Source organism: Janthinobacterium sp. PSRC1-1 (assembly GCF_049897525.1).
Taxonomy (GTDB): domain Bacteria; phylum Pseudomonadota; class Gammaproteobacteria; order Burkholderiales; family Burkholderiaceae_D; genus Janthinobacterium; species Janthinobacterium tructae.
In genome coordinates this window covers 490,806-503,773 of the sequence record NZ_JAFCWK010000002.1, presented here as the reverse complement: position 1 = coordinate 503,773, position 12,968 = coordinate 490,806, and the positions used below count along the sequence as shown (strand labels likewise).

Sequence of the window (12,968 nt, the reverse complement as noted above, 5' to 3'; positions counted from 1 at the left end):
GTTATTGGTGGCGCAAAAAGCTGGACGGAGGACGATGTTATGGTGAGCAAGCAACAGGCGATGCAAGCAGGATGCCAACGCAATGTGTAGTAAGCTGGCAGCCTCCTGATTTCTTGCATGCACAGTCATGACCGAACCGTCCGCCGCCACGCTGTCCCACGCAGCACATCCCTCCGACAAATCGATCCGCCGCCGCTCGCTGTTCGCCGCCTGCAGCGCGCATGCCGTGCATGACGGCTTGACGGACGTGATCTATGTGCTGCTGCCCATCTGGCAGGCGCAGTTTGCCATCAGTTACGCCATGGTGGGCCTGCTGCGCGGATCGTACTCGGGCATGATGGCCGGTTTCCAGCTGCTGGCCAGCCGCATGGCCAGGCGCTGGGGACGCGAACGCATGCTGGTGGGCGGCACGGCCCTGGCCGGCATGGCTTACCTGATCGCCGGGCAGGCGGGCGGCCTGGCCGTGCTGCTGGTGGCCCTGCTGCTGGGCGGCCTGGGCGCCAGTACCCAGCATCCGCTGGCCTCGTCCATCGTCACCGACACGCACGAGGCGGGCGGCGGCGTCAAAGAGGCGCTGTCGCACTACAACTTTGCCGGCGATATCGGCAAGACCCTGATCCCCGCGCTGGTGGGCTTGCTGTTGCTGGTGTGCAGCTGGCAAGCCAGCGTCTCGTTGCTGGGCTTGCTGGGCCTGGCGGCGGCCGGCTTGCTGTGGTGGCTGCTGCCCAAGCCGGGTGACATCCAGGCCAGCCAGAAGACAGCGGCCAAACCCAGCACTGGCGGCGGCTCGAAAGGCAGCTTTCGCGCGCTGCTGGCCACGGGCACGCTGGACAGCGCCGTGCGCATGGGTTTTCTCACCTTCTTGCCATTCTTGTTGAAAAGTAAGGGTGCGGGCACGGCAGGCATCGGTGTGGCCTTATCTCTGCTGTTCGTGGGCGGCGCCTTCGGCAAGTTGCTGTGCGGCTACCTGGGCGCGCGCATCGGCATGATGAAAACCGTGTGGCTGACGGAATCGATGACGTCCGTGCTGATCGTCGTGGGCCTGTGGCTGCCGCTGGCCGGCATCATGGCCATGCTGCCCCTGCTGGGGCTGGCGCTGAACGGCACGTCGTCCGTGCTGTATGGCACGGTGCCGGAGCTGGCCGAGCCCGGCAAGCGCGAGCACGCGTTCGCCCTGTTTTATACGGGCAGCATCGGCGGCGGCGCGCTGTCGCCCATGCTCTTCGGCGCGCTGGGCGACCATACCAGCGTGAATACGGCCTTGCTGGCGCTGGCGGCCGTATTGCTGCTGACCTTGCCGCTGGCGTGGAAGGTGCAGCGGGGCCTGGCGCGCGGCGGCGCCGATGCGGCGTGACTTGCCGGGCAGTACGTCCATCGTCTACACTCGCCGCATGAAAAATTTTGAAAAGCGGCGCGACCGCTATGACTTGTTCCGGGCGTTTGACAATCCTCTCGTCAACATCAATTTCCAGCTCGACGTGCCTGACTTCCGGCCCTGGTGCAAGGAACGGAACATCCCCGTGTTCCACTTCTTCCTGTTTTGCCTGCTCAATACGGTCAGGGAGATCGACAACTTCATGTACCGCATCTACCAGGGCGAAGTGATCAGGATCGACGATTTCCCCGCATCCTACACCGTCATCAACGGCGACGAGAACCTCAATTACACGCGTTTTACGATGACGGACCAGCTTGACCTGTTCATCGAACGCAGCCTGGCAGCGAAGCGCCTTGCCGAAGCGAGTTCCGCGCTGATCAACATAGGCGAGGGAGAGAGCGAGCGCGAGCAGCGCAACAATGTCTTTATCACCTGCCTGCCTTGGCTGGAGCTGGCGGCCATCGAGCACCCGATTTATCGCCACCGCGACGCCGATATCCCGACCTTTACCTGGGGCAAGTTTGGCCCCGCGCAGGAAGACGGCCGCATGCGGGTGCCGTTTTCCGCGCAGGCGCACCACGGCTTTGTCGACGGCTACCATGTACAGAAGCTGGCGCAGGCGCTCGCACAGCGCATCGCCGCCATCATTTCAGCCTAGCGTACCGGCCTGTCCTTCGATACGTTCAGACAGTGTTCGCCTGCTTGGCATCGATAGTGGCGTATGTGACATAGGGACGGGAAGCAGGCAGGCTGGCGATTGCGCCATTGTCTTTCCTGACGGCGAACCAGCGACACTTTTCCATTGCCCGCGTGATGCCGACATAGGCCAGTCGGCGCGCTTCCGCTCGCTGCGCATCGTCATAGCTGCCCAGGCCTGCTTTTTCGTACAAGAAATTTTTCGAGGGCGTGGAACCGGTGTAGTGGCAATCGCCGAGCAATACGACGGATTGTGCTTCCAATCCCTTGGCGCCATGGAAGGTCATGTACCGGACTGCCTTGCCCCAATCGTGGCGCGACACCCTTTTGAGCTTTTCGAGGTGTCTTCTCTCGCGTGAGAGTACCAGCATGGGGCGCTCCTCGCAGGCTTCGGTGCGCGCAACTTCCATGCCGATATATTGTCCGATTGCCTCAAATGGCAGCTCGCCTTTCACGCCATGAATCTGTACCGGAAGGTTGGCATCGGCCCATTTTCCCTCGGCCACACAGGTTTTCGGCTCCATGCCAGGCACGCCAACCAGCACCGACTCGGCGCAGCGGATCAGGTAGTCGCTGCTGCGGAAATTCTCCTTCAATATGACTTTGCCATGCTTGGCGGCAGGGAAGTGCTGTTTGAACTGGACGAAGAAGTCCGGCGAACTGCCGCGCCAGCCATAGATTGATTGCCAGTCGTCACCGACGCAGGTGAGGGAGCCAGCCATGTCACGTCTGACTAGTTCTCGTTGGCAACCTCTAATCCATTTGACAATCTGTGGAGATACATCTTGGAACTCATCCACCATCAGATGCCGCATGGCGCCGAGCACGTGCAGTGGCACCGCAGCAAAATTTTCTGGATGGTCTTCGGAATAGTGCGCGAACAGCTGATTGAATGAGCAGATGCCGCGCTCCTTCAGCACGGCTTCAAAATAGGGCCAGAAACGCGCCGTGGCCTGCATGAACACGGCATCGCCGCCAAGCTTGTTTTGCTGGCTGGCGATGGCGCTGGAGAGCGTAGCAGTGACCGGCAAGCCCAGATTTTCCACAAACTGCGCCATGCCATGAAAACACTTGGTGATCGGTTTTCTCTTGAAGTCACCTGGTGCGATCATCTTGAACGTGAGTTTGTCGGCGCGTCTTTCCGCATGTGCGGCTAGCCAGCTCAGTTGGATTTTCAGCTCCAGCAACTGTTCAAGCGTATCAATCCAGAGCAAGGGCTTGTCGCTGATACCCGCCAGCACTTTGCGTTTGGTGTAGATCGCGGCGGCGCTAGGAATGCTGTTGTAGCTCGCCCCGGCATAAAATTCGGCCCCGCCCAGAATAATGTAGGCGCCGATTTGCGGCACGTAGCCATTCACCCAGAAGGGTTTGTTTGTCTGCGACGATACGTCGATGGCGGCGAGACGGGCATTGATACCGTCCAGCGGCCAGATGCCGGGGGCGATGTCGTGGCGCCAGGCGTGTTCAAGGGCGGCTGTCATCCTCTGGTCGATATCGTTGATCCACTTGATGTTGCCTTGCGTCTTGCCATCGGTCGGTTGGCGAGCCTGGGTCAGGCTGCGTTTGTATAGCTGGATCGCCATCGCGTAAAAAACTTGATCTCGATTGAAGGCCCGTTCGTAGGCGATGCCGAGCAGGTCGTCAAGCGTTGGCGTGTCGTCCGACTCTTCGGTCAGCATAGCGGGGGAGGCATCTTCACTGTCGCTCTCGTCTTGCAGATCGTCCGATTCTGCCAGCTCCAGCATGTTTTCAACATCGAGTGCGTCGACTTCGCCCTTTTTCTCCCGATCCAGCAACTCAAGCACTTTGGGGCGTACCGGCATACTTTCGCGTGCCATCGTCAGCACCATGGAATGGAAGGTACGCACGATGCGCTTTGCCTCCTGTTCCGATAACTCAATTTGCCATTTTGACAGGCTCGCCTGCAGCTTTTCGATGAAATCGAAGCGAGATGCCTTGGTGAAGGTGAACACGGAGAGCTGGTTGCGGTCTATACCCAGGTAAAGGTTGAGCGCGATCACGCGCAAGACCAGCGATGTGGACTTGCCGGAGCCGGCACCGGCAATGACGTAGGTGGCAGGGTCGTTGGCCAGGATCATCTTCCACTGGTCCGCTGTGGGCGGATGCGGGAAGCGCGCGGTCACCTCCGTCTTGAATTCACGGCTGATACGCGGTGTAAATCCGAGGGGCATGGCGCTGACCAGCCAGTTTTTGCGCGCCTCCTCGGCTTGGCGTTGGAGTTGCGCCTGGTGCGCTCTCTCCGCTGCCAGCGTCGCCGCTTGCGCGTCAGCTTCATACGCTCGTCCTGCTTCAAAACCATGCTGATAGGCCACAGCCTTGCCTTCAGCCAAAGCCGTGCCATGCTCGCGTTCAACGGTTCTCTGTTCCTGTGAACGCCGCGCCGCCTGCTCCTTTTTTTCCTGTGTTAATAAAGTGGTGTGATGCCCGATAGTCATCAGGCCCAGGAAGTCCAGTATTGCATTGAGTTTGTTCATGCTGGGCGCGAAGGTGGATATACCGGGATCATATGATAAAAATGCATAAATATTACCTTGCGGAAATATTTATGTTTATTTTCGTGATTTATTGATGCAGCAATGGAAGCTTTCTTGCTTGCCATGTTGCTTAGTCCCTCTTTGAGACAGCGAGTTCAGCTCAGCCATGTAGAAATTTTCTGCATTGGTCTCGCTTTTTCTATGTGGCGCGCTCCAGATACTCGCTGGGCGCCCGGCCCAGCACGCGGCGGAAGGCGGCCGTGAAGGCGCTGGGGCTGGCATAGCCGAGGTCGAGCGCGACCCGGGTGACGGCTTGCCCTTCGGCCAGGCGCGTGATGGCCGCCAGCAGACACGCTTGCTGGCGCCATTGGGCAAAGGCCAGTCCCGTCTGGGCGCGGAATTGCCGCGTAAAGGTGCGCCGGCTCATGCCGGCCTGCGCCGCCATCGCGTCCAGGCTGCTGTCCAGGCTGGGGTGCCGCAGCATGTCCATGCACAGCCGCGCCAGCCGCGGTTCCTGCGGCAGGGGCGCGCTCAGGGGCAGGGGGCGGGCTGCGGCGATCTCGTCGAGCAGCAGGGCCATCAATCGCCCGGCGCGCGATGCTTCCGCATACAAGGCTTCCACGCTCACGGCCTCGGCCAGCAGCTGGCGCAGCAGCGGCGAGGCATCGAGCACCTGGCAGTGGGACGGCAAGCCCATCCTGATGATGGCGTCTGGGGCGATAAACACGTTGTGCATGCTCACGGCGCCATGCATGCGCATGCCGTGGGAGAGCTGGGCCGGTACCCAGCAGGCGCGCTGCGGCGGCACCAGCCAGTTGCCTTGCGGCGTGTGCACGCTGATGACGCCGCGCGCCGCATACGCAAATTGCCCGCGCGCATGTTGATGCTCGGGAAACATTTCTCCCGCAGCATGCTCGCGCGCGGTGGCGATCAGTTCGCGCGGCACTTCCGTATAAAAATCATCCATGGCCCGTACTCTACAGTATTTGACCTGGCATCGGAGGCGGGCCGTTTGATCCGCACTTACCATGCACTCTTTTTCAGGAGTGTAGATGCACAATACCTATCATCGCCTGGGCCATGGTCCCCACGCCGTCATCGTCCTGCACGGCTGGTTTGGCGACGCGCACGCATTCGCGCCGATGGAAACGGCCCTCGATGGCGCCGCTTTCAGCTATGTTTTCATGGACAATCGCGGCTATGGCGGCATGCGCGGCGCGGCAGGAAATTACTCGATGGAAGAGGTCGCCCGCGACGCGCTGGCGCTGGCCGATGCGCTGGGCTTTGCCACCTTCAGCGTGATCGGTCACTCGATGGGCGGCATGGCGCTGGAACGGCTGGCCTTGCTGGCGCCCTTGCGCGTGCGCAAACTGGTGGCCGTGGCGCCCGTGCCCAGCTGCGGCGTGAGCATGGATGCGGCGGCGCGCGCGTTGTTTCTCGACGCCAGCGGCAACCAGCAAGCGCGGCGCGCCATCATCGATCGCAGCACGGGCGGGCGCTTGCCTGCAAGCTGGCTGGACTGGAAGGCGCAATATTCGTGGGAAAGTGCGGATCCGGCCGCGTTCGCACGCTACTTCCTCGCGTGGAGCGGGACGGATTTCAGTGAAGAAATCAAGGCGGCGCGCGTGGAATTGCCGCTGCTGGCGCTGGTGGGCGAGTACGACCCCCGTTTCGATGCGGCCCTGATGCGCCGCACGTATCTGGCCTGGTACCCGCAAGCCAGGCTGGAAGTGCTGGCCAATGCGGGACACTATCCGATGAATGAAACGCCGCTGGCCCTGGCGGCCAGCATCGAGGCGTTTTTATCGGCGCAGTGACCTTACGCCGTCTTGGCGCGCAGGCGCAGCAGGCTCAGGCCCAGCAGCACGAAGGCGCCGCCCGAAATGCGGTTGAACAGCTTGGCGCGCCCCGGCGTGGCCAGCTGGGTTTTCAGCAGGCGCGCCAGGTTGGCGTAGAACAAGTGGGCCAGCATGGCGCAGGCGACAAACGAGGTCGTCAGCACGGTGAACTGGATGGCGACCGGTTCGCCCGGCGTGATGAATTGCGGAAACAGCGCCGAAAAGAACAGGATGGCCTTGGGATTGGTCAGCGCCACCGTCAAGCCCTGGCGGAAGAGTTTCCAGAAGGAATTTGGATTGGCCGCGCCAAGCGCCACGGGCGCATCGGCCACGATGCTGGTCTTGCTGCGCCATTGCTTGATGCCCAGGTACACCAGATACAGGGCGCCAGCCAGTTTCAGCAGCATGAAGGCGGTGGCCGAGGTCGCCAGTACGACGCCCATGCCGGCCATGGCCACGCCGGAAATGATGAACAAGCCAAAGCCATTGCCCATGCTGCTGATCATCGCGCGGCGCGGGCCGACGGCGATGGCATTCGAGATGGCCAGCAGGACGGCCGGACCGGGAGAAAACGTGACGAGCAGGGCGACGCTGCAGAAAAGCAGCCAGTTCGAGAGATGCATGGGTGTTCCTGGGTGGGGCCGAAGCCGGATGGAGAGTCAAAACACGCTTATTGTACGAAGTTTTTGGCTCCCGCGTCGGCGGCCCCGGCTTGACATCATGCAAACAGGCTGGCGACCACGTGGTTGATGGCGGCCCCACCGGCGATCAGCCAGCAGAACAGCAGGCCGGCCAGCAGCAGGGGCTTGATGCCGGCGCGGCGAATGGCCGACATGTGCGTCGTCAAGCCCAGGGCCGCCATGGCCATGGCCAGCAAGGCCGTGTCGAGTTCGGTGATGGTGGCCACCATGCCCGCTGGCAGCAGGCCCAGCGAATTGAAGGCGACCACGCCGATGAAGATGAAGGCGAACCAGGGCATGGCCAGTTTGCTGGCCTTGCCGTCGCCGCTGCCGCTCCTGGCCTTGCCGCGCGCCAGCACCGCCGACAGGATGACGAGAAACGGCGCCAGCATCATCACGCGCACCATCTTGGCGATCACGGCCGCATTCGCCGCCTCTTGCCCGATCGACTTGCCGGCCGCCACCACTTGCGCCACTTCATGCACGGTCGAGCCGATATACACGCCAAACGCCGTGGGCGTGGCGCCCAGCACCTGCCAGCCCAGGTTCAGCTGGTACAGCACTGGGTACAAAAAGATGGCGATGGTGCCGAACACGACGACGGTGGAGACGGCCACGGTAACGTCTTCGCTGCGCCCCTTGACGACGGGTTCCGTCGCCATCACGGCCGCCGCGCCACAGATCGAGCTGCCCGCGCCGATCAGAATGGCGCAGTTGCGCTCCAGCTTGAACACTGTGGTGCCGAGCAACATCGCCAGGCCGAACGTGGACGCCAGTACCAGCGCGTCGATGGCGATGCCGGCCAGGCCCACTTGCCCGATATCCTGGAACGTCAGGCGGAAGCCGTACAGGATGATGCCAAGACGCAATAAAGTCTGCTTGGAAAAGGTCACGCCCGCGCCGCAGGCGGGCGCCAGGCGGCCATACACGCTGTTGCCCAGCACAATGCCCAGCATGATGGCCAGGGTCAGGGCGCTCATGCCGTGGCTTTGCATCCATTCCAGCTTGCCCAGTTGAATGGCGCCCCAGGCGATCATGCCGCTCAGCAGCAGGCCGGGCAGCAGGCGGCCATAGCGGTCGCTGAAATTTGTTGTGTTGCTTGTTGAGAGAGAAGACATGCCGTACTCCATGGTTCCTGGTTCGTATGGCATGACTGTACAGTTCGCCGATTAAATGGTAAAACGGATTGTTTTTGTATGTTTAACCAATTTAATAGGTAGATGAGATGGCTTTGACCTTGCGGCAACTGCAGATTTTCCTCGCCGTGGCGGACACGGGCAGCACCAGCGCGGCGGCCGAACACATTGCGCTGTCGCAATCTGCCACCAGCGCGGCCCTGAATGAACTGGAAACCTTGCTCGGTGCGCAACTGTTCGACCGCGTGGGCAAGCGATTGCTGCTCAACGACAATGGCCGTTTGCTGTTGCCGCAGGCGCGGCAGATGCGCGACGGGGCCGCCAGCATCGAGCGCCAGTTCGCGGGCGCCGACCCGTCCGTGCCCGTCAGCCTGCAAATCGGCGCCAGCACGACGATCGGCATCTACTTGCTGCCGCAGATCCTGGCGCAGGCGGCGCAGCAGTACGGGCGCAGCATTCCCCAGGTGACGATTGCCAACACGGCCGACATCGCCGCCGCCGTGGCGGAGTTCCGTGTCGATATCGGCCTGATCGAAGGGCCGTGCCACGAAGCGGGCTTGCTGGTGGAGCCGTGGCTGACGGACCAGATGCTGATCGTGGCCGCGCCCACGCATCCGCTGGCGCAGCTGCATCATCTGCTCAGCTTTGCGGAGCTGAACCAGGCGGGCTGGCTGCTGCGCGAAGCGGGCTCGGGCACGCGCGAAGCGGTGGAGCAGGCACTGGTGCCGTACCTGCACTACCTGCGCGCCGCAGGCGAATTCAGCAACTCGGAAGCCATCAAATATGGCGCTGCGGCCGGTCTCGGCATCGCCTGCCTGTCGCGGGTCGTCGTGGCCGATCTGCTGGCCAGCGGGCAACTGGTGCAACTGGACACCATGCTGCCGCCCCTGGAGCGCAACTTTTATCTGATCCGCCAGTCTAAAAAGATCCTCTCGCCCCGCTTGACGGGTTTCCTGGAACTGTGCCGCCACGCGTCACGCATGGCGGGGTAAGGTGCAAACCGCTTGACTGTTTTCCATATGAGGAATAAATTCCCGTATATGGAAAATTCGGCAAGCACAGAGAATGATACGGAACAGCGTCTGGCGGTGCGTTTAAAGCAGTTGCGCGTGGAGCGGGGCTGGTCGCTGGACCAGCTGGCCAGTGCCAGCCAGGTCAGCCGCTCGACATTGTCTCGCCTGGAAAATGGCAAGGTCAGCCCGACGACGGTCGTGCTGGGCAAGCTGTGCGCCGCGTATGGCCTGGCCATGTCGCGCCTGCTGCGCATGGTGGAAGACGATTTTCCACCGCTGCTGCGGCGGGCCGAGCAAAGCGTGTGGACGGACCCGGACAGCGGTTTTATCCGCCGTTCCGTCTCGCCCCCGTCACGCGCCCTGGCCGGCGAAGCGCTCGAATGCGAGCTGGGCGCGGGGGTGACGATCACCTACGCGGCGTCGCCCCGTTCCGGCATGGAACACCACCTGTTGCTGCAGGAAGGCCAGCTGAACGTGACCGTCGACGGCCGCTCCCACGATTTGCTGGCCGGCGACAGCCTGCGCTACCAGTTGCAGGGCGCCAGCGCGTTCATCACGCCGCCAGACAGCGGCGCCCGCTATTTTCTCTTTCTTGTCTGAGGTCAGCATGCCCGCATCGCTGCGCAGTTTTACACCCGCCGATATTCGTGCACGCCTGCCGGAACTGGGCGCGCTGCTGCAGGCGTGCGTGCACGACGGCGCCAGCATCGGTTTTATTCTGCCCTTCGACGTGGCGGCCAGCCAGGCGTTCTGGACGGATAATGTGCTGCCCGCCGTGGCGCGCGGCGTGCGCCTGCTGCTGGTGGCCGAAGTCGATGGCAAGGTGGCCGGCGCCGTGCAGCTGGACTGGGACACCAATCCCAACCAGGCGCACCGGGCCGAAGTGCGCAAGCTGCTGGTCGCGCCCGCTTACCGCCGCCTCGGCCTCGCGCGCCAGTTGATGCTGGCGCTGGAAGAGCAGGCGCGCCTCTTGCCGCGCAGCCTGCTGACCCTGGACACGCGCAGCGGCGACCATGCCGAACCGCTGTATTTGTCGCTCGCTTACGTGGTGGCCGGTAGCATCCCCGCCTATGCGCTGGCGCCTGCCGGCGACCGGCTGGACGCCACGACCATCCTGTACAAGCAGCTATAGCGAGCAATTCAGGCGGGCAACGCATGCGGGGAACTCAGGCTTTCAGGCGCGCTCTAACGGCAGGGGCGCGTGAGCGTGTCAGGGCCGGTGCCGCCTTCTCATGCGTCGCGACAAGGCTGATGGCCGGTGCCGTGTGCGGGGGCGCCACCTCATTGCCCAAGGTGAAGATGCCCACCGTGCCCGAGAGTTGCTGGGCGCGCTGCTGCATGCTGGCCGCCGCCGTCGACGCCTGTTCCACCAGCGCGGCGTTTTGTTGCGTCACATGCTCCATCTGCACGATGGCGGCATTGACTTGCTCGATGCCGGACAATTGTTCACCGCTGGCCATGCTGATCTCGCCCATGATGTCCGTCACGCGGTGCACGCTGGCCACGATGTCGCGCATGGTGGCGCCCGCCGTATCGACCAGGCGCGCGCCCGCGTCAACCCGCTCGACGGAGTCGCCGATCAGCTGCTTGATTTCCCGCGCCGCGCCGGCCGATCTCTGGGCCAGGGTGCGCACTTCGGCGGCCACGACGGCAAAGCCGCGTCCCTGTTCGCCTGCGCGCGCCGCTTCCACGGCCGCATTCAGGGCCAGGATATTCGTCTGGAAGGCGATGGCGTCGATGACGCCGATGATGTCGACGATCTTTTTCGACGAAGCATTGATCGAACTCATGGTATCGACCACTTCTGCCACCACCTTGCCGCCTTTGCCGGCCACATCGGCGGCCGATTGCGCCAGCTGGTTGGCTTGCCGCGCATTGTCCGCATTTTGCTTGACGGTGCCAGTGAGCTCTTCCATCGAGGCGGCCGTCTGCTGCAGCGAACTGGCTTGCGCCTGCGTGCGCTGCGACAAGTCCAGGTTGCCAGCGGCAATCTCACCCGAGGCGCCCGCGATGTCCTGCGTGCCGCCGCGCACGTCGCCCACGATCGTGATCAAACTGGCATTCATGTCTTTCAGCGCCTGCAGCAACTGGCCCAGCTCATCGCCGGATTCGACGCGGATATTGCCGCTCAGGTCGCCGCCAGCCACCTTGCGCGCCACCTTGACGGCGTGCCGCAGGGGCCGCACGATGCCGCTGCTGATGTACCAGGCCGTGACCAGGCTCAGCACGCCGCCGATCAGGCCCAGCGCGATGATCAGCACGCTGGTATCGTGCGCGCGGGCCATGGCCGTCTCGGCCGCCGCGCGCATCTGCGCCGATTGCGTGGCGATCTGCTGGTCGATGTCGCGCAGGGCGGGCTGTTCCTGCGTGCGCTGGCGCGTGGCCTGCAATTGCTCGATGCGCGCATAGCGCTGGTTCACGCTGCTGTCGATTTCCCCGCTCACCGTGGCCAGCTGCCACGTACTGATGCCGACAACCACGGCCAGCAACAGCGATGCCAGCAAAAAACCCGTTGTCAGGCGTACACCGATGCGTATGTTTGAAATATTCATGTCCCCTCAGCTGTTGTCCCATGGTGGCCGCACCCCATGCGGGCGGATCGGCGCGGCGCTGTTGCCCCTGATGTTGCTGGGGTGAAATGAGTGTAGCAGTGCAATACTAAGTAATCTATAAATATTTCCATATTGGAATTTGTCACTGCTTGTTTAGCAACAGCGGGCAATGATTGTCGAGCTTATTGCCGGATAAAATCACCCGCCGTATTACAGACTCTTCCTACCTCGAACCCCGGCATCGTCCGACTGGCAAATGGCGGTGTCGCGCCTACACTGATCTTTTCACAGACCCGGCGGCGGGTCCTATCTTCTTACAGGAGGCTGAGATGGCGAATATCCAGGCAGGATCGGACGGTGCGGCAAACGAGGAAATGACGGCAAGGCGCCTGAACGTGGTCGACTGGATCTCCATGATCCTGCTGATCGTGGGCGGCTTGAACTGGGCGCTGGTGGGCTTGTTCGATATCGACATCGTGGCCCGCATCCTCGGCGCCATGACGACGGCGTCGCGCGGCGTGTATGTGCTGGTGGGGCTGGCGGCGCTGTATTCCATTTACCTGTGCGTGCGCAAGCTGCCGGCCAAGTCCTAGGAGAAGCCATGCCTGTCGGTGTCCATCCCCGGCGCGAACGCGCATCCAAGCAGCTGGAACGGGACGTCAAGCAGGAAGGGCGTTCGCGGGCGGCGCACAAGAAGCGCAAGGGCGTGCTGCAAGCGCTGCAGGCTTGATCGGGAGTTGCCTATTGCGTGCGCAGGTAGGCCAGCAAGTCAGCCACTTGCTGCGCATTGCCGATGCCCCAGAAGCGCATGTTGTTTCCGGGAATGAAATCGCTGGGCGCTTTGAGGAAGGCCGCCAGGTTTTGCTCGGTCCAGACGATGTTCGCGTTTTTCATGGCTGCCGAATACTTGTAATCGGTGGTGGCAGCGGCTTTGCGGCCAATCACGCCCGTCAGCTTGGGGCCGAAGCCGCCGCGCGCCGATGGCCCCACCTGGTGGCAAGAGGCACACTTGCGAAATGCCGCCTTGCCCGCCTCGGCATTGCCGGTGAGGCTGGCGGGCGCGGTGGCGGCCTGCGTGATGGCGGCGTGCGTCAGCAGCAAACCTGCGCAGGCAAGAGAGACGAGAGAGCGTAAGGTAGATGTCATCGGTTAGGCGGGCATGCAATGTGTGGCGAGCGAT

14 protein-coding genes are annotated in these 12,968 nt (G+C 62.6%); 8 read left to right on the top strand and 6 right to left on the bottom strand.

Annotated elements, in window-relative coordinates; genetic code table 11:
- Window positions 1-127 precede the first annotated feature (127 nt).
- Together ACP7DW_RS05910 and ACP7DW_RS05905 are read left to right on the top strand one after the other, a co-directional pair.
- Window positions 128-1,354, top strand: a complete 1,227-nt coding sequence (locus tag ACP7DW_RS05910) for an MFS transporter (protein ID WP_426054319.1) — start codon at window positions 128-130, stop codon at window positions 1,352-1,354.
- A 37-nt stretch (window positions 1,355-1,391) separates the two neighbouring features.
- Window positions 1,392-2,036 carry a CatA-like O-acetyltransferase gene (locus tag ACP7DW_RS05905; RefSeq protein WP_426054318.1) on the top strand — a complete coding sequence of 215 codons (645 nt, stop codon included), beginning with the start codon at window positions 1,392-1,394 and terminating at the stop codon, window positions 2,034-2,036.
- A gap of 25 nt (window positions 2,037-2,061) precedes the next feature.
- Here ACP7DW_RS05905 and ACP7DW_RS05900 read toward each other — a convergent pair whose 3' ends face one another.
- Window positions 2,062-4,569 (bottom strand): UvrD-helicase domain-containing protein, encoded by a 2,508-nt coding sequence (locus tag ACP7DW_RS05900; protein WP_426054317.1) that lies wholly within the window; start codon window positions 4,567-4,569, stop codon window positions 2,062-2,064.
- A gap of 199 nt (window positions 4,570-4,768) precedes the next feature.
- Window positions 4,769-5,536, bottom strand: coding sequence for an AraC family transcriptional regulator (locus tag ACP7DW_RS05895; protein ID WP_426054316.1), 768 nt, complete (start codon window positions 5,534-5,536; stop codon window positions 4,769-4,771).
- Between the two features lie 85 nt (window positions 5,537-5,621).
- Here ACP7DW_RS05895 and ACP7DW_RS05890 point away from each other — a divergent pair, with 85 nt between their 5' ends.
- Window positions 5,622-6,386 carry an alpha/beta fold hydrolase gene (locus ACP7DW_RS05890; protein ID WP_426054315.1) on the top strand — a complete coding sequence of 255 codons (765 nt, stop codon included), beginning with the start codon at window positions 5,622-5,624 and terminating at the stop codon, window positions 6,384-6,386.
- 2 nt (window positions 6,387-6,388) lie between these two features.
- Here the strand turns inward: ACP7DW_RS05890 and ACP7DW_RS05885 are convergent, their stop codons facing one another.
- Window positions 6,389-7,030: a LysE family translocator gene (locus tag ACP7DW_RS05885; protein WP_096235620.1), complete on the bottom strand. Its 642-nt coding sequence runs from the start codon at window positions 7,028-7,030 to the stop codon at window positions 6,389-6,391.
- A 95-nt stretch (window positions 7,031-7,125) separates the two neighbouring features.
- On the bottom strand, window positions 7,126-8,205 hold the full coding sequence (locus tag ACP7DW_RS05880; RefSeq protein WP_426054314.1) for a YeiH family protein: 1,080 nt from the start codon (window positions 8,203-8,205) through the stop codon (window positions 7,126-7,128).
- Window positions 8,206-8,312: 107 nt separating this feature from the next.
- Here ACP7DW_RS05880 and ACP7DW_RS05875 point away from each other — a divergent pair, with 107 nt between their 5' ends.
- Genes ACP7DW_RS05875 through ACP7DW_RS05865 form a run of 3 tightly spaced genes read left to right on the top strand, consistent with a single transcriptional unit; the run spans window position 8,313 to window position 10,368 of the window.
- A complete protein-coding gene (locus ACP7DW_RS05875; protein ID WP_426054312.1) occupies window positions 8,313-9,215 on the top strand; it encodes a LysR family transcriptional regulator in 903 nt (300 codons plus the stop codon).
- Between the two features lie 48 nt (window positions 9,216-9,263).
- Window positions 9,264-9,836 (top strand): helix-turn-helix domain-containing protein, encoded by a 573-nt coding sequence (locus tag ACP7DW_RS05870; RefSeq protein ID WP_426054311.1) that lies wholly within the window; start codon window positions 9,264-9,266, stop codon window positions 9,834-9,836.
- Between the two features lie 7 nt (window positions 9,837-9,843).
- A complete protein-coding gene (locus tag ACP7DW_RS05865) occupies window positions 9,844-10,368 on the top strand; it encodes a GNAT family N-acetyltransferase (protein ID WP_426054310.1) in 525 nt (174 codons plus the stop codon).
- Between the two features lie 34 nt (window positions 10,369-10,402).
- Here the strand turns inward: ACP7DW_RS05865 and ACP7DW_RS05860 are convergent, their stop codons facing one another.
- On the bottom strand, window positions 10,403-11,788 hold the full coding sequence (locus ACP7DW_RS05860; protein WP_426054309.1) for a methyl-accepting chemotaxis protein: 1,386 nt from the start codon (window positions 11,786-11,788) through the stop codon (window positions 10,403-10,405).
- 329 nt (window positions 11,789-12,117) lie between these two features.
- Between ACP7DW_RS05860 and ACP7DW_RS05855 the strand changes: the two genes are divergently transcribed.
- Window positions 12,118-12,381: a DUF378 domain-containing protein gene (locus ACP7DW_RS05855; RefSeq protein WP_426054308.1), complete on the top strand. Its 264-nt coding sequence runs from the start codon at window positions 12,118-12,120 to the stop codon at window positions 12,379-12,381.
- Window positions 12,382-12,389: 8 nt separating this feature from the next.
- Window positions 12,390-12,518: a hypothetical protein gene (locus tag ACP7DW_RS05850; RefSeq protein WP_426054307.1), complete on the top strand. Its 129-nt coding sequence runs from the start codon at window positions 12,390-12,392 to the stop codon at window positions 12,516-12,518.
- Between the two features lie 11 nt (window positions 12,519-12,529).
- Here ACP7DW_RS05850 and ACP7DW_RS05845 read toward each other — a convergent pair whose 3' ends face one another.
- Window positions 12,530-12,934 (bottom strand): c-type cytochrome, encoded by a 405-nt coding sequence (locus tag ACP7DW_RS05845; protein ID WP_426054306.1) that lies wholly within the window; start codon window positions 12,932-12,934, stop codon window positions 12,530-12,532.
- Window positions 12,935-12,968: the final 34 nt, after the last annotated feature.

Excerpts from the sequence above, each read along its gene's own strand:
- ACP7DW_RS05910 (WP_426054319.1), top strand. The coding sequence starts at position 128 with ATGACCGAACCGTCCGCCGCCACGCTGTCCCACGCAGCACATCCCTCC.
- ACP7DW_RS05905 (WP_426054318.1), top strand. The coding sequence starts at position 1,392 with ATGAAAAATTTTGAAAAGCGGCGCGACCGCTATGACTTGTTCCGGGCG.
- ACP7DW_RS05900 (WP_426054317.1), bottom strand. The coding sequence starts at position 4,569 with ATGAACAAACTCAATGCAATACTGGACTTCCTGGGCCTGATGACTATC.
- ACP7DW_RS05895 (WP_426054316.1), bottom strand. The coding sequence starts at position 5,536 with ATGGATGATTTTTATACGGAAGTGCCGCGCGAACTGATCGCCACCGCG.
- ACP7DW_RS05890 (WP_426054315.1), top strand. The coding sequence starts at position 5,622 with ATGCACAATACCTATCATCGCCTGGGCCATGGTCCCCACGCCGTCATC.
- ACP7DW_RS05885 (WP_096235620.1), bottom strand. The coding sequence starts at position 7,030 with ATGCATCTCTCGAACTGGCTGCTTTTCTGCAGCGTCGCCCTGCTCGTC.
- ACP7DW_RS05880 (WP_426054314.1), bottom strand. The coding sequence starts at position 8,205 with ATGTCTTCTCTCTCAACAAGCAACACAACAAATTTCAGCGACCGCTAT.
- ACP7DW_RS05875 (WP_426054312.1), top strand. The coding sequence starts at position 8,313 with ATGGCTTTGACCTTGCGGCAACTGCAGATTTTCCTCGCCGTGGCGGAC.
- ACP7DW_RS05870 (WP_426054311.1), top strand. The coding sequence starts at position 9,264 with ATGGAAAATTCGGCAAGCACAGAGAATGATACGGAACAGCGTCTGGCG.
- ACP7DW_RS05865 (WP_426054310.1), top strand. The coding sequence starts at position 9,844 with ATGCCCGCATCGCTGCGCAGTTTTACACCCGCCGATATTCGTGCACGC.
- ACP7DW_RS05860 (WP_426054309.1), bottom strand. The coding sequence starts at position 11,788 with ATGAATATTTCAAACATACGCATCGGTGTACGCCTGACAACGGGTTTT.
- ACP7DW_RS05855 (WP_426054308.1), top strand. The coding sequence starts at position 12,118 with ATGGCGAATATCCAGGCAGGATCGGACGGTGCGGCAAACGAGGAAATG.
- ACP7DW_RS05850 (WP_426054307.1), top strand. The coding sequence starts at position 12,390 with ATGCCTGTCGGTGTCCATCCCCGGCGCGAACGCGCATCCAAGCAGCTG.
- ACP7DW_RS05845 (WP_426054306.1), bottom strand. The coding sequence starts at position 12,934 with ATGACATCTACCTTACGCTCTCTCGTCTCTCTTGCCTGCGCAGGTTTG.